17 protein-coding genes and 1 rRNA gene are annotated in these 15,538 nt (G+C 36.8%); 12 read left to right on the plus strand and 6 right to left on the minus strand.

Going from position 1 to position 15,538, the window contains the following annotated elements; genetic code table 11:
* Window positions 1–195: 195 nt before the first annotated feature.
* Window positions 196–311, plus strand: a 5S ribosomal RNA gene (rrf, locus tag CIL05_RS06465).
* Window positions 312–862: 551 nt separating this feature from the next.
* Here rrf and CIL05_RS06470 read toward each other — a convergent pair.
* The 3 genes from CIL05_RS06470 to CIL05_RS06480 form a co-directional block, all read right to left on the minus strand.
* Window positions 863–2,050 carry a dicarboxylate/amino acid:cation symporter gene (locus CIL05_RS06470; RefSeq protein WP_095654703.1) on the minus strand — a complete coding sequence of 396 codons (1,188 nt, stop codon included), beginning with the start codon at window positions 2,048–2,050 and terminating at the stop codon, window positions 863–865.
* A 302-nt stretch (window positions 2,051–2,352) separates the two neighbouring features.
* On the minus strand, window positions 2,353–2,556 hold the full coding sequence (locus CIL05_RS06475) for a hypothetical protein (RefSeq protein ID WP_095654704.1): 204 nt from the start codon (window positions 2,554–2,556) through the stop codon (window positions 2,353–2,355).
* Between the two features lie 73 nt (window positions 2,557–2,629).
* Window positions 2,630–3,901: a BaiN/RdsA family NAD(P)/FAD-dependent oxidoreductase gene (locus tag CIL05_RS06480; RefSeq protein WP_095654705.1), complete on the minus strand. Its 1,272-nt coding sequence runs from the start codon at window positions 3,899–3,901 to the stop codon at window positions 2,630–2,632.
* A gap of 180 nt (window positions 3,902–4,081) precedes the next feature.
* Between CIL05_RS06480 and CIL05_RS06485 the strand changes: the two genes are divergently transcribed.
* From CIL05_RS06485 to CIL05_RS06510, 6 genes are all read left to right on the plus strand, one after another.
* Window positions 4,082–5,704 (plus strand): putative polysaccharide biosynthesis protein, encoded by a 1,623-nt coding sequence (locus CIL05_RS06485; RefSeq protein ID WP_095654706.1) that lies wholly within the window; start codon window positions 4,082–4,084, stop codon window positions 5,702–5,704.
* Window positions 5,705–5,719: 15 nt separating this feature from the next.
* On the plus strand, window positions 5,720–6,436 hold the full coding sequence (locus CIL05_RS06490) for a pseudouridine synthase (RefSeq protein ID WP_095654707.1): 717 nt from the start codon (window positions 5,720–5,722) through the stop codon (window positions 6,434–6,436).
* Between the two features lie 14 nt (window positions 6,437–6,450).
* Window positions 6,451–7,032, plus strand: coding sequence for an RNA 2',3'-cyclic phosphodiesterase (gene thpR, locus CIL05_RS06495; protein WP_095654708.1), 582 nt, complete (start codon window positions 6,451–6,453; stop codon window positions 7,030–7,032).
* Entirely contained in the window at window positions 7,016–7,933 is a 918-nt protein-coding gene (locus tag CIL05_RS06500) for an NERD domain-containing protein (RefSeq protein ID WP_165769056.1), read from the plus strand. Before thpR ends, CIL05_RS06500 begins: the two co-directional genes overlap by 17 nt.
* Window positions 7,934–7,936: 3 nt before the next feature.
* Window positions 7,937–8,878, plus strand: coding sequence for a diacylglycerol/lipid kinase family protein (locus tag CIL05_RS06505; protein ID WP_095654710.1), 942 nt, complete (start codon window positions 7,937–7,939; stop codon window positions 8,876–8,878).
* An 81-nt stretch (window positions 8,879–8,959) separates the two neighbouring features.
* Window positions 8,960–9,778, plus strand: a complete 819-nt coding sequence (locus CIL05_RS06510) for a phosphotransferase family protein (protein ID WP_095654711.1) — start codon at window positions 8,960–8,962, stop codon at window positions 9,776–9,778.
* Here CIL05_RS06510 and CIL05_RS06515 read toward each other — a convergent pair.
* Entirely contained in the window at window positions 9,765–10,052 is a 288-nt protein-coding gene (locus CIL05_RS06515) for a YtzH-like family protein (protein ID WP_095654712.1), read from the minus strand. The genes CIL05_RS06510 and CIL05_RS06515 overlap by 14 nt on opposite strands.
* 81 nt (window positions 10,053–10,133) lie before the next feature.
* Between CIL05_RS06515 and trmB the strand changes: the two genes are divergently transcribed.
* Together trmB and CIL05_RS06525 are read left to right on the plus strand one after the other, a co-directional pair.
* Window positions 10,134–10,772, plus strand: coding sequence for a tRNA (guanosine(46)-N7)-methyltransferase TrmB (trmB, locus tag CIL05_RS06520; protein ID WP_095654713.1), 639 nt, complete (start codon window positions 10,134–10,136; stop codon window positions 10,770–10,772).
* 204 nt (window positions 10,773–10,976) lie between these two features.
* A complete protein-coding gene (locus CIL05_RS06525) occupies window positions 10,977–11,831 on the plus strand; it encodes a YtnP family quorum-quenching lactonase (protein WP_095654714.1) in 855 nt (284 codons plus the stop codon).
* A gap of 105 nt (window positions 11,832–11,936) precedes the next feature.
* Here CIL05_RS06525 and CIL05_RS06530 read toward each other — a convergent pair whose 3' ends face one another.
* Window positions 11,937–12,251 (minus strand): PepSY domain-containing protein, encoded by a 315-nt coding sequence (locus CIL05_RS06530; RefSeq protein ID WP_095654715.1) that lies wholly within the window; start codon window positions 12,249–12,251, stop codon window positions 11,937–11,939.
* A 180-nt stretch (window positions 12,252–12,431) separates the two neighbouring features.
* Between CIL05_RS06530 and CIL05_RS06535 the strand changes: the two genes are divergently transcribed.
* Both CIL05_RS06535 and CIL05_RS06540 read left to right on the plus strand, forming a co-directional pair.
* The gene (locus CIL05_RS06535; protein WP_095654716.1) at window positions 12,432–13,499 is read left to right on the plus strand and encodes a M42 family metallopeptidase; all 1,068 of its coding nucleotides are present in this window, start codon (window positions 12,432–12,434) and stop codon (window positions 13,497–13,499) included.
* Between the two features lie 63 nt (window positions 13,500–13,562).
* On the plus strand, window positions 13,563–14,069 hold the full coding sequence (locus CIL05_RS06540) for a DUF84 family protein (RefSeq protein WP_095654717.1): 507 nt from the start codon (window positions 13,563–13,565) through the stop codon (window positions 14,067–14,069).
* A 309-nt stretch (window positions 14,070–14,378) separates the two neighbouring features.
* Here CIL05_RS06540 and CIL05_RS06545 read toward each other — a convergent pair whose 3' ends face one another.
* The gene (locus CIL05_RS06545; protein WP_095654718.1) at window positions 14,379–14,819 is read right to left on the minus strand and encodes a YtoQ family protein; all 441 of its coding nucleotides are present in this window, start codon (window positions 14,817–14,819) and stop codon (window positions 14,379–14,381) included.
* Between the two features lie 174 nt (window positions 14,820–14,993).
* On the opposite strand from CIL05_RS06545, the gene CIL05_RS06550 reads away from it, so the two are divergent.
* On the plus strand, window positions 14,994–15,524 hold the full coding sequence (locus CIL05_RS06550; RefSeq protein WP_095654719.1) for a hypothetical protein: 531 nt from the start codon (window positions 14,994–14,996) through the stop codon (window positions 15,522–15,524).
* Window positions 15,525–15,538: the final 14 nt, after the last annotated feature.

Below are 15,538 nucleotides of genomic sequence, written 5' to 3' on the forward strand. Positions count from 1 at the left end.
GGTTGATAGGTTCGAGGTAGAAGCGTGGTGACACGTGAAGCTGACGGATACTAATCGATCGAGGACTTAACTAAATTCTTTTAGATCGTCCGTTGATAACACTCTTATTTAGTTTTTAGGGTATAAATCTAAAAAACCCTTGCATTTTTCAAAAGAAATGCATATAATATATTTTGTCCTTATTTTTAAGGGATGTCTGGTAGCAATAGCGAAGAGGTCACACCTGTTCCCATACCGAACACAGAAGTTAAGCTCTTCAGCGCCGATGGTAGTTGGGACTTTGTCCCTGCAAGAGTAGGACGTCGCCAGTCAAATGATAAAAGCTAAGAAACATAATTGTTTCTTAGCTTTTTTTGTATGATTAAAACTGAACACCACCAAAGGTAATTAATGGGCTACATACGGCAGCTTTTAAATAGTGATTCTTAAACGACCACCTGGCTAAAGCAGGTGGATTTAGACATAAATGCCGGCGATTAAAGTCGCTTTTCAGGCTGAAGTTCTGCTCGAAGTCCTTATGCTTAAGCATACTCTAATGTTGACTAAACTCATTCCTCAATCTTGAATATTTCATCCCTACCTTCATTGAATTGATTTGCTATAAAATTTCTTATTATCTCGTCTGTCACAGTGCTAACAGTGAAACAAGAGTGACCTTGTCAAAAAAGAGGAAAAAAGTTACTTATAAACTTCTAGGAACATCCGTAGAAAAGCAGAAACTCCGAAGAACATCGTAAGAAGAATGAGAATAACTTAGAAAATCGCTTACTTCCGAAGTTATATTAGCACCGAAATATATGTTTTCCATTAAAAAAAGCACATCAAGATACACTTGATGTGCTTTTTCAGCATTCTTTACTTATTAAGCTTCTGCTTGATCAGTTTCTGTGATATTTCTGCGTTTACTTATGGAATCTGTAATAGATGTAATTGCCCCATCACCCGTTACGTTACATGCGGTTCCAATGCTGTCCTGGGCAAGATATAATGCAATCATTAATGAAACCATTGTAGGTCCGAATCCCAGCATAGTTTCAAGTAGACCAATTGCTGCCATAACTGCTCCACCCGGAACACCAGGTGCTGCTATCATCGTTACTCCTAACATTAGAATAAACGGCATAATAGAGCCAAACGTAACAGTTTCTCCCTGCAGAAACACAACTGCAAGTGCACAGCTTATCAATGTAATAGTACTTCCGGATAAATGAATATTTGCAAGTAATGGTACAGTAAAATCTGCTGTACTTTCACGCACTTTTAAGGATTTTGTTCGCTTTAGTGTTACCGGGATTGTTGCAGCTGAAGACTGTGTTCCTAATGCAGTGAAATATGCCGGTGACATCTTTTTAAGCATTACAAAAGGGTTTTCCTTACTCAGTGAACCTGCAATCGTGTATTGTACTATTAAATAAAGAAGATGCAAAATAATTATCATTACAAAGACCTTTGCAAAAACACTTAATATAGTAGTTACCTGTCCGGCATACGTCATATTTGCAAAAATACCAAAAATATGAAATGGAAGTAATGGAATAATTACTTTTTCGATAACTAAATGGATAATATCCCGAAATTCTTCCGTTAAATGAAGCAGTGTGTTTCCTTTAATTGCAGCAATTCCGAGTCCAATTACAAATGAAAGAAGAAGTGCGGTCATAACTCCCATTGGTGCCGCCATTTCAACTTCGAAAAAACTTGTACTCAATCCTTCGGAAGGATCAGAGAATGCTTGTAGGGATTGTCCACTTAATAGTGTTGGATAAATATTCTTTGCAACAAAAAAAGCAATGATTCCGGCTATGATTGTGGAAGAATAGGCGATTAAACCTGTAAGCCCAAGAAGTTTTCCTGCTCCCCGCCCCATGGAGCCAATTCCCGGTGCAATAAAACCTAAGATAATTAATGGGATAACAAATCCCAGGAAATTCCCAAATAGTCCATTAAAAGTCGCAAATAGCTTAATAAACCATTCATTTGCAACAGAACCGATGGCTATACCTAAGAGAATTGCTACAACTATTCGTGCTAGTAATCCAAAACTTTTCATGATGTTCTCTTCCTTTCTACAGCCGATTATGTAAAAAATAAATAACATATTCATTCTACATAAAATGTCATGAATAGTCTATCAATTTTTTATTTGTAGAAAGAGCGTGCCCAAAGGACACGCTCTCTGACGGGATTTAAGGTATAAATTAAACAGCGACGTCGACTGCGCTTTCTCACCCCATCGAATACCGGAATGCCCAATATCATTGAAAAAGAAAATTCTTCGTGCGATATATTTTAGGGAAGCTTTCCTTGCCCTGTTGGCCTTGGTTCAACCGTCGCCATTGGTGCGCCCGAATGTTAGCTCATTCCAAAAGGACCTAGCTGTTGGGAATTTCCATTGGTTCCACCACTGTTATTACCACCGCTCATTTGTGACACGAAGGGTACCATTTTTTGCATGGTTTGACCCAGATTTTGGTTGTTCTTGGTCATTGTATAATAAGTCGCTGCTCCAACCCCGACAGAAGCGATTAAGGGTAGCCACATTCCGTTCTTTTGCATACCTAATCATTCCTTTCTATAATGTCCCCGGACACTATTAGGATGGCACTGTTTTTTTAAAAAATGTCAGGAATCATATACCAGTATAAAGTGAAGCTTCGTCAGCAGCATTCCATCCTGCGAGTCTGCCGGTAACTAAAGCTGATGTTATATTATATCCGCCGGTGTAGCCGTGAATATCCAATATTTCACCACAAAAATACAGACCATGCATTATTTTTGATTGCATGGTATTTGGTACAATTTCTTTAATGGATACACCGCCACCTGTAACAAATGCTTTTTCAAGTGGTAACGAACCATGGACATCAAAGGTAAAGTTTTTTATGTCATGGACAATGGAGCGGATAGATTCTTTGGAAATATTGCCGGCTTTTTGTTCTTCATTTACATTATTTTTTGATAAAAGATATGATAATAACCGTTCTGGAATAATACCTTTTATTAAATTTTTAATGGATTTTTTTGGATTAGCCTCCATTGAACTTAAAATATCTTCAACAAGCTTATGTTCATTTTCTTCTGGTAAAACATCGAGCATCATCGGCACATGCTGCTGTCCTTTCATAAATTCTTTTACGACAAATTGGGAGCAGCGTAGTACTGCAGGACCAGATACTCCGAAATGGGTGAAAATCATATCCATTTGATGTGTGATGATCGGCTTGTTCTTTTTATTCAAAACTGTTAATGCAACATTACGTAAAGATAGCCCTTGCAGACTTTTATTTTTGATAAACGCTTCAGTGGATGTAAGAGCAACCTCTGTTGGATACAGCTCTGTGATCGTATGACCTGCTTTCTTTGCCCAGCTATAGCCGTCTCCTGTAGATCCTGTGTGTGGAACTGCTTTTCCACCAACCGCAATTACAACAGCCTTTGTTGTTATCTTTTCCTTATCTGATAAAATTATTGTATGTTCAGATTCGTCAAAATGCACTGCCTTAACAGGAGTATTCAGATAAACCTCAACATGCAGTTCATGTAATTTATCAATTAATGCATTGACTACCGTTTTTGCTGAATTGGAAACAGGGAACATGCGGCCATGATCCTCTTCTTTCAAACCAACACCCATTTTTTCAAAAAAATCGATGATATCATAATTATTAAAAACTGAAAAAGCACTATATAAAAATTTTCCATTCCCGGGTATATGTTTAATAACCTCTTCCTGTGGCAGACGATTTGTAACATTACATCTGCCCCCACCTGAGATGGCTAACTTTTTCCCTAATTTACTTCCTTTTTCAATTAACATTGTTTTTGCCCCATTTTCGGCTGCAGCAATAGCTGCCATTAGACCTGATGGGCCTCCACCGATAACGACTACGTCATATTGCAATTAGCTTCATTCCTTTCGTATGTATCTTACCATTAATGGGAGAAGTGCTACAATATATTACTGATTTTATTATAGGAAGTCTTAACGCTCCGGATAAAATGTAATGGAATCGTTATCTGTATAATGTCCATGTATGGTAAAATAACGGTTGTATACATAAATAGAAATCAAGGTGAAAAAATGTCGAATAATATAGTAAGAGGTGCAATGTTGCTTACAGGAGCAACATTTTTATCGAAGTTTTTAGGGATGATTTATGTCATTCCATTTAATGCGCTGGTAGGAGGAACCGGGGGGACACTATATAATTTTGCTTATACGCCATATAATATAATACTTAGTATATCAACAATTGGCGTGCCACTTGCTGTCTCAAAATTTGTTTCGAAATACAATTCATTAGGTGATTATGAAACAGGACGGCGAATGTTTAAAGCAGGAATTACATTAATGCTTGTTACAGGATTTTTAGCGTTTTTAACATTATTTTTCAGCGCCGAATGGCTGGCAGGGTTTATGATCACAAGTGAAAATTCCGAGAATATTACAGTTGCAGATCTGACTTTAGTAATACGCATGGTCAGTTTTGCTTTAATAATTATTCCTGCTACAAGTATTGTAAGAGGTTTTTTCCAGGGACATCAATCGATGGGGCCAACAGCTGTTTCACAGGTTGTGGAACAAATCATTCGAATTATATTTTTATTAATTGCAGCGTTTATCGTTATTGTTGTTCTTGACGGACCAATTTCTACTGCGGTTGGTTTTGCTACATTTGCTGCATGTATTGGTGGGATAGCCTCAGCAATTGTTTTATGGGGATATTGGAAAAAACGTAAGCCGGGCCTGGATAAACAATTAGCACAGCAAACCTATACGAGTAATATTCCAAGAAGTGAGTTATTCAAGGAATTATTCAGCTATGCAGGTCCATTTATTATAGTAGGTTTAGCCACTTCATTGTATCAGCTCGTAGATTCCTTTACATTTGAAAGGGCGATGGTAGCATCAGGCAATAAAGATGTATGGGAGATCTCTCTGTCTGCGATCAACCTATATGGTCATAAACTTGTTATTATTCCAGGAACCATTGCCACAGGACTATCCCTGGCAATATTACCGGTATTAACTAAATCTTTTACACAAAATAATCGTGCATTATTATACCAGCAAATAAATCAGGCACTGCAAATTGTCCTCGTTCTTGTCATTCCAGCAGTTGTCGGACTTTCTGTATTATCTTACGAGGCGTATGGTGCATTATATGGATTGTATAAGATTGATATCACAGGATCATTATTAGCATGGTACGCACCAGTCGGGTTATTATTTGCTTTATTTACCGTATCTTCTTCCTTATTACAGGGGATAAACCAACAGAAGTTTGCTGCTGTCAGTTTATCAGCAGGTCTCCTTGTTAAAATATTGCTAAATATACAGCTGATCCATATGTTTGGTGCAAGAGGTGCTATTTACGGAACGATGCTGGCAGTGGGAATTGCTGTTACATTAAATATATGGCGTGTTAAAACAGCAGTACAATTTCCATTTAAAGAAGTTATTAAACGAACGATGTTAATCGGTATTTTTGTGATTATTATGTGTATTACCATCTGGATCGTCAAAGCGGTATTCGGAACCTTCCTTCCATACGAAGATGAAAGATGGGCAACTATTTTAATGCTTGCTCTTGGTGTTGGATCCGGGGGTATCATATACTTATTCCTTGCACATAAATCAACATTGCTTGAGCGGGTACTTGGTAAACGTTTCGGTATATTGGATCGGATATTTGGCAAATAAAGGAGGCAATTTCAGATGCGTCTTGATAAGTTGCTTGCCAATATGGGAATTGGCAGTAGAAAAGAAGTAAAATTATTACTGAAGAAAAAACAGGTTACAGTCAATAACAAGCTAATAAAAGATGGAAGTTTTCATATTGACCCGGATAAGGATATTGTGGAAGTTGATAAAAAACAAATAAATTATCAGCAGTTTATTTACCTGATGATGAACAAGCCACCGAATTATATTTCAGCTACAGTGGATAAACGGGAGAAAACAGTGATCGATCTTTTAGCTGAAGAACACCAGCACTTTAAAGTCTTTCCTGTAGGGAGACTGGATAAAGATACGGAGGGATTATTAATAATTACAAATGATGGGGATCTTGCACACCAATTAGTTTCACCGAAAAAGGATATAGAAAAAACCTATTATGCTAAAATAAGTGGAAAGGTTACAGAAGCGGATGGACAAAAATTCACGCAAGGTGTCGTGCTGGAGGATGGTTATCAAACAAAGCCAGCAAGCTTGAGAATCCTTGAGAGTGAAGCTGTTTCCAAAGTGGAGATCACAATAACCGAGGGGAAATATCACCAGGTTAAACGAATGTTTGAAGCTGTTGGGAAGCAGGTAACTTATTTAAAGCGGATTAGGATGGGGGACCTGCTTTTGGATGAAAACATTAAATTAGGCTCATACCGGGAGTTAACAGATGCCGAATTGAACTATTGTCTTTCACTGAAAAAATAGATGGAGGTTTTTCCGTGTCAGAATCCCATTATTTTATAGCAATTCCTTTATCGTCTAACTTACAAAATCTCTTTTCATCATGGCAGGAGGAGATTAAAGGAAAAGTATTCTACAAACAATGGCCCGAGAAACAAGACCTGCATATAACATTAAAGTTTTTAGGTGCAGTTGCCGATAATAAAGTACTAGCGTTAAGAAAAGAGCTTAAGAAAATAGAGGAATTAAGTGAATTCTCGATTGAGGCAGGATCGATTGGTACTTTTGGAAACCCATCTAAACCGCGTGTTATATGGGCAGGTGTGGATAAAACGGAGTCTCTAACCAATTTATATGCGAAAATTGAAACCATTACGGCGAGCATAGGGTTTCCAAAAGAAAACAGAGAATATCGTCCACATATTACACTTGCTAAAAAATGGGCAGGGGATGCAGCAATCGCAAACTTAGAAGAGATAAAAGATCAGTTTACGGCTGTGGAATTATTACATGTCAATCATATCGTCCTATACCGAATCCATCCAGCCAAGTCACCAAAATATGAAGTTGTACAAAAGTATAAGTTAAAAAGGGATGAAGGAAATGGCCCAGCTGATTAAATTACGGGATTATATTTCCCGTTACGAATGGAATGCATACCGTTATCCAAGCCAGTTTATTCGTTTAAAACAGGATAATTGGAGAAAACTTCAACACACTTGGAATAATCCAAGTGAAGAAATAAAAGAAGAGAATTTAGAAGCCCCTGAAACTGGTTCCAAATTTTCAAAGTGGAAAAACTTCCTAAAAAAAGATATTAAAAAGGAAGAAGTAATTAAGCAGAAGCCAAAATTGCCCGACACTAAAACAGAATTGAAACATTATTTTTTAGATGAAATGTTACGTTTTCAATTAAAATGGGCCACTTCTACAGTTACAGATAAGTCATTTATGGATGAAAGCTACCATAAAGATCCACTACTAAAATATTTCCTGCAGCGATTTCCGGATATTTATCTCATTATGTTTTATCCGGTATTTAATGTAAGAAAGGCTCCTATAGATGGAGAAATTATTTTAATAAGTCCTGTTGGAATAGAAATTATCTATGTATTGGAAGAACCCCCCCAAGCCGAAATTGTGGCCGGAGATGAACGAACATGGACAATTGAAGATAGCGGAAAAGAGTCCAAAATAATTAACCCAATAATTTCTTTAAAAAGAACTGAACAAATTATCCGAAGTATATTAAATTCAGCGGTTCTTGATTTTTCTATACAGAAGACTGTTTTGTCACGCACAAATAATATTGTTTTTTCGGCAGAGCCTTACAATTTATCTATTGTTGGAAACACAGCATATGAAGAATGGTTCCAGGAGAAACGCAGATTACAATCCCCATTAAAAAGCCGCCAATTAAAAGCAGCAGAGGCTTTGCTGAAACATTGTCAATCCACTTCTGTTAAACGTCCGGAATGGGAAGAAGATACAAATGCGTATTCTTTTATGGATGAGAAGTAGTAAATGTATATTTTTATTGTAAATCCTAGTGCCGGTAATGGACGTGCAAGACGGGTCTTCTCAAAGCTTGCAAAAAGTTCTTTATACAAAGAAATTGACAGTACATATTATTATACGGAATATAATGGGCATGCCGAATTACTTGCAAAACAGATAAAAGAAAACCTTTATAAACAGGTCACCGCAATAATTGTTATCGGGGGAGACGGGACACTTCATGAAGTGATAAATGGTCTAGAAAATGATGAGATTCCAGTTTCATTTATTCCTGGGGGATCAGGCAATGATTTCGCCAGGGGTATTGGTATGAAACATAAACCGCTCGACATATTGCGTGATATAGTTACAGGTAAAAAAGAAAAGTCGTATTGGCTGGGCAATTACAAATTGGATAACAACGCTGGTCGTATTTTTGTGAATAATATGGGATTTGGTTTTGATGCAGAGATAGCAAAAACCGCAAATGAATCAAGTTATAAAATTTTGTTTAATAAACTTCATCTTGGTACAGTTAGTTATATTATTGCACTTATACAGGTTTTATTTAAGTTTAAACCAAGGGAAATTAAAATGGAAATCAATAAACAAAAGCTTACTATCCCTGAATGCTGGATGATTACAATCTCCAACCATCCCTATTATGGTGGGGGAATGAAAATTATACCAGATGCTAAGATACAGCCAACTCGTTTTCCTGTATTAATTATTCACGGTATTTCCAAATGGAAGGTTTTAGCATTGTTTATGACTGTATTTACAGGTAAGCATATTAATTTCAAAGAAGTTAAATTGTATGAAGCTTCAGAGGTAAAGATTTTTTCAAATGAAGAAATGTATTATCAGGTGGATGGCCAGACAGATACGTTTGAATCAGTTGTGATTCGAAAATCGTCAAAGGCAATTAAAATGATGGGAATTGAATATAATAAAAATGCAGGTGCATAATGTACCTGCATGGTTGTGTTTTTTAATCAATCACTATAAAATGGATAGTTGAATGTTAATTTTGAAAGATGTGAGGAATGTATGGTGGATTGGCTTAAACGTGTACTGGGCACAGGCTGGGAAGTAATGCCTGCCGGTGGACTGACAGGTGATGCTTATATTGCAACAAAGAATAATGAACGCCTATTTCTAAAAAGGAATTCTTCGCCATTTCTGGCTGTATTGTCAGCAGTAGGTATTGTTCCTAAGCTTATCTGGACAAAACGGATGGAAAATGGTGATGTAATAACTGCACAGGAATGGTTGGATGCCAGAGAACTCAAACCTCTGGAAATGCAGCATCATCAAGTAGCGGAATTATTACGTAAGATTCACCATTCCTCCGAATTGCTGCATATGCTGATGCGAATGGGAAAGAAGCCCGTAACCTCAGACGAAAGCTTTATTAATATGAGTGAGCGTCTGGACTCAACGGATTTGATAACAAAGTATGATGATGTTCGTATCGCAATGAGATACCTGGAACAATTATTACCAATAACCGGAGAACAAAAGCTGGTTGTCTGTCATGGTGATTTAAACCATAATAATTTATTACTGACAAATAAAGGTTCTCTGTATTTAGTTGATTGGGAAAATGCAATTATAGCAGATCCAGTAACAGATTATGGCATGGTTTTGAAATGGTATATTCCAAAAGAAAATTGGAATGACTGGCTGAGAAATTATGGGATTGCTAAGGATGAACATTTAATTAAAAGAATGTATTGGTATTTATTACTCGACGGACTTAACTATTTAAGCTGGCATAGTGAAAGAAATGAACCAATTAAAGTAATGGATCGACTAAAGGATTTAAATGAATTAAATGAGTATATTGGTACATCTATTCTAAATTAGTTTGTTGTATTGCACTTATCCAGTTTTCGATATTCTGTTTATTTGTAGTAATATGCTCAGGTACATTTTGTGCATTTTCACCCTGGCGTCCATAATTATAAATTTCTGGAAGCAGCTGCAGTAATTGTTCGTCGGTTATCCTGTTGTTTGCTAGCATAGAACTTACTAATCGCTTAATTTGCTGGTATTCGGATATATTTCCAATACTATCCAAATTTTGTTCATCCAAAAGATCATGTAATAATGTCAATTGGTTATTTACTGTTAAGGACATTGATAATCACCTCTTGTCATAGTTTTAGTTATTTTAATTTTTATATACAATTTTAATTTGTTGTAAGGAAAGGTGTAAAATATGCGTCAACGAAATAAACCATGGGCTGATGATTTTCTGAAGGATAACCCACATATCATCATTCCAAACCCGGTTGAAAATAAAGCAAAATGGCAGTCTGTATTTGGAAATAATAATCCAATTCATATAGAAATAGGTACAGGTAAAGGGCAGTTTCTTGTAGGTATGGCTAAGCAATTCCCGGAAATTAATTTTATCGGAGTGGAGCTTGCCAAAAGTATTATCGTAACTGCAGGTCAAAAGGTAATCGATTCAAAATTGGATAATATATTATTATTAAATGAAGATGCTGAGAAGCTGCAGGAAATTTTTGCGGAAAATGAAATAGCTTCCATTTATTTAAATTTCTCAGACCCATGGCCGAAAAACCGCCATGAGAAACGAAGATTAACTTATCATACTTTTTTAGAGCAATATAAAAAGATAATGACTGCATCAGGCGAAATAATTTTTAAGACAGATAATCGAGGGTTATTTGAATATTCGCTAGTTAGTTTTTCTAAATTTGGAATGATGCTGGAAGAAGTAAATTTGGATTTGCATGATCATCAGGATCCATTAAATGTAATGACAGAATACGAAGAGAAGTTTTCTGAAAAAGGACAGTTAATCTATCGATGTCGGGCAAGGTTTTTATAATATGGAGAAATAAGGACCTGTATAGGTTCTTTTTCTTTAGGCAGTTTTTTAAAAGAATAGGCCTGTGCTTACTTTTCGATCCATTGAAATAAATGTCGTTTTTGCTATAAAAGATGTAAAAGGTGATTTAACTAAAGATGGCAGCGTTTGCAGAAAATTATATAATTAGCTACACTTTGTGTAGAGAGAAAGGGGAAGATATAGATGGAGAAACTGCAAATTGGAAGAGCAAATTTAACATGGCTAAGTGGGGGAGTAAACTTCCTTGATGGTGGTGCAATGTTTGGAGTTGTACCTAAAGCTCTGTGGGCAAAGAAATATCCACATAATGACAGAAACCAGATTGAATTACGTACAGACCCGATCTTATTACAGATAGATGGGAAGAATTTTATAATTGATTCCGGCATGGGAAATGACAAATTGACGGACAAGCAGTTACGGAACTTTGGTGTACTTGAGCAATCTTTGGTTGAAGAATCGCTTCAAAAAGCCGGCTTAACAGTAGAGGATATTGATAGTGTTATCATGACACATTTACATTTTGATCATGCATGTGGATTAACGAAGAAGGTTGGGGACAGCTATGCATCGATTTTTAAAAATGCGACAATCTATGCCTCAGCAGTTGAATGGAATGAAATGAGAAATCCTAATATTCGTTCGAAAAATACATATTGGGAAATGAACTGGAAGCCAATTGTGAACCAGGTAGAAACGTTCGAAAAAGAAATTGAAATAGTCCCCGGATTAAAATTGATTCATACGAGTGGACATAGTGATGGGCATTGCATTTTGACTTTTGAGGATGGTGAAGATTGTTTCATTCATATGGCTGATATCATGCCGACACATGCACATCAAAATAAACTATGGGCACTTGCATATGATGATTATCCAGTAACCTCTGTTCATGAAAAGGAAAAATGGATGGATTTCGGATATAAACGAAAAGCATGGTATACCTTTTATCATGATGCCTACTATCGTGCGGTTAAATTTGATGCATCTGGAGAGAAGATTGATGAAATTGAACGATTGCGTTATGAATATAAATAACCTGGGATCTGGTGAACATCAGCCCAAGCGCCGGAACATCATCCGACCAACTAAATGAATATATCACAAAAAAAGAAATCGGCTCTTTCGCCGATTTCTCCTAAATTATGCGGTTTGAACAGATCCGATTACTGCACCTGTTTCCACATCTACATAAAATTCGTATTGTTTATTTTCACCATCGATACTTCGTGTAACTCCACCACGATAGGCATTGTACAATAGGCCGTTTTTTTCAACTTCTTCCGGCTTCATATAAATCCAAGAACCACTGATTGGGCCATTTTTCCTAAACGTTTCTTTTGCTTGTTTCAATGCTTTTTCCGGTGTGATTTTTTGAAAGTTATCCACCTGCTGTTTAGCTAAATAGCCTACTGCTACACCTAGACCTGCTGCAAGAACTGTTTTTCTTACACTCATTTTCCCTTCACCTCTTGCTAAAATTTTAATTTATCCAGTAACCTTATCTTCAATAAATAGTATACCTTAAATACAAAAAAATAGAAAATCATACAAAAAATGACCGAATGGTGGAAACTAACTGACACTTTCCGTTATACTAAATATATTACATAGTAATTGAGTTGGAGGGAATTACAGATGAACCAGGATACAATGGATCTTTTTAAAAACCTAACTGAGCTACAAGGTGCGCCAGGAAATGAACATCTTGTACGTTCTTTTATGAAACAGGAATTGGAAAAGTATTCAGATGAAGTTATTCAGGATAATCTTGGTGGTGTTTTTGGTGTGAAAAAGGGAAACGGGCCAAAGGTTATGGTGGCAGGACATATGGATGAGGTTGGCTTCATGGTAACACAGATAACTAAAAATGGGATGATTCGTTTCCAAACATTAGGTGGCTGGTGGAGCCAGGTATTACTTGCACAACGAGTACAAATAATGACGGGTGACGGCCCGGTTACAGGAGTGATCGGTTCCATTCCACCACATAATTTAACAGAGGCACAACGTAAGAAACCAATGGAAATAAAAAATATGTTAATTGACATTGGAGCAGATGATAAAGAGGATGTAGAAAAAATCGGTGTTAAACCAGGACAACAGATTGTTCCGATATCCCCTTTTACTCCAATGGCAAACAATAAAAAAATCCTGGCAAAAGCTTGGGATAACCGCTATGGATGTGGACTTTCCGTAGAATTATTAAAAGAATTGCAAAATGAAACATTATCTAATCAACTGTATTCAGGCGCTACAGTTCAGGAAGAAGTAGGTTTGCGCGGCGCTCAGGTTGCTGCACATATGATTAAACCGGATATTTTCTATGCACTGGACGCATCTCCTGCAAATGATGCTTCAGGGGATAAAGAAGCATTCGGTCAACTAGGAAAAGGTGCATTGCTTCGTATTTTTGACCGGTCCATGATTACACACCGTGGCATGAGAGAATTTATTCTGGACACAGCAGAATCGAATAATATTCCTTATCAATACTTTATTTCCCAAGGTGGAACAGACGCCGGTCGTGTGCACCTGTCAAATGATGGTGTACCATCTGCTGTAATTGGTATCTGTTCGCGCTATATTCATACATCAGCATCGATCATTCATGTTGATGACTATGCAGCGGCTAAGGAGCTAATTGTAAAGCTTGTGAAAGAAACGGATCAAAATACTGTGGAACAAATTCGTACATCAAGTTAATTTAAATAAATTGCTGCTATCAAAATGGATAGCAGCAATTTTTCAGTAAAGGATGAACTAGCAGTGGAGATTATAATCGGTTCAAAGAATCCAACAAAAATAAAAGCGGTCCAGGAAATTTTTCCGAATTATACGGTTCATTCATTAAATGTACCTTCTGATGTAGCTGCACAGCCATTTTCAGATGAAGAAATACGGCAGGGAGCGATAAACCGGGCAGTTCATAGTATGGAATCCAGTCCGAATGTGATAGGTATCGGCCTTGAGGGTGGAGTAATGTATGTGGAGAACCAGTTATTTTTATGTAATTGGGGTGCGCTTGCAACTCGGGATGGGGAAATTTTCACCTCAAGTGGTGCCAGAGTAGTTTTACCCGAAGAAATTGATTTCGATCTGAAAACAGGTATGGAATTGGGTGACGTGATGGATGTATATGCAAAGAAACAGGAAGTAAGAAAAAAGGAAGGTGCAATTGGCATTTTTACAAATGAACTTGTTTCACGGCAGGAAATGTTTGCTCATGTTGTTAAATTGTTAAAGGGACAGTGGGAATACTGGTCAGAACGCTGAGGCGTATCAGAGTTGGAGGGTTTATGGCTGGAGATTGCTTGGAATTTGAGAGGTTTTGTGTGAAAGTTGAGAGAAAACATATGGAAGTTGAGAGAGCTCAGACCAAAGTTGAGAGATAAACAGATATCATGCAGGTGTCTCTCAACTTCATGTGCACGTCTCTCAACTTTAAGCACACTTCTCTCAACAAAGCCAAGCTATCTCTCAACTTTACCGAACCGCACCTCACACCTGAGCACCCCCACAACCCCACTAAAACTTGCACACTAAAAAAGCAGCGACAACACATCGCTGCTTTCACTTTCAAAATCATTCAAAAATATAACCCAATACTTCCAATGCCTGATCAACTGTTTCCACAGTGACATTTGCTTTATTTGAAAGCTCTTTTAATGGGTGAATTAAAACTTTAGGTCGAATGATAATTGTTGGTTTATTCATTGTTATCGCGGCACTTGCATCCATCGCTGTATTCCATTGTTTATATTGCTCACCAAATAAAGCGATGACTACATCCGATTTTTGCATTAAAACCTGAGTCCGAAAATTATTTACACTTGAGGCAGCATCATCTTTATATACGCTTCCTGGCTGCTTTCCTAAAATATCTTCACCAATATCATCAGATCTCCCGTGGTTCGTTTGTGGTGCAACGAAAGTTAATGGCAGGTTTTTTTCTTTTGCTTTTTGTTGTACCTGCTCACGCCAATCATCATGAATCTGTCCTGCTAAATATACAGTTAGCTCCAATTATACCCCTCCAATATTTTTCCATTGATTTAATACTATCCAATTATTTAATTATTCGCAAATAAATTGCTGTATGGAGGTTGTTATATATTTTTAAAAATCTTTTATTGAAAATTTATGATTTCATAGTATTATATTAAATAGGTTAAAAGCACTAATGCAGGAGGAAGAAAATTGAAGAAACCAATACAAATTGTCATAGCGGTATTCTTTTTACTATTTGTGACACTCAGTGGCTGCAGTATGAAATCGGAAGAGGAAACAATAACAGACACGAAGGATATTGCGGAAAATACGTTTATGGATGATACACCGATAGAATCTAATTATGAGTTTAAAGGGAATTCTTTCTATCTCCCAAGCGGGTTGGAAGAAAAAAGTGGAGATGAAAATAACCTTGTTTTAGAAGATGGAGACCAGACCTATATAGTTTTTAATAATAACAATGAGGAGCCTTTAAGTCAGTTACATTATAATGCTGCACAGGATAAAAATGCATTATTACTTGAATCCTTCAGTGATGAGAATAAATTTGGCTATATTCGACTGCAGCCTGATGAAGGTGAAGGTTATGAATTACAGATTGGTATTGGCGGTGTAAAAATAACTACCTATACAACAAAAGGAAAGATGGAAGAAGATACCGAGGAATTAATGAAAGTTGCTAAGTCTATTGCAATGGATGCTACAAAAGAATCCGAATAAAGGAAGAAGCTGTC

Source organism: Virgibacillus profundi (assembly GCF_002287375.1).
Taxonomy (GTDB): Bacteria; Bacillota; Bacilli; order Bacillales; family Amphibacillaceae; genus Virgibacillus_K; species Virgibacillus_K profundi.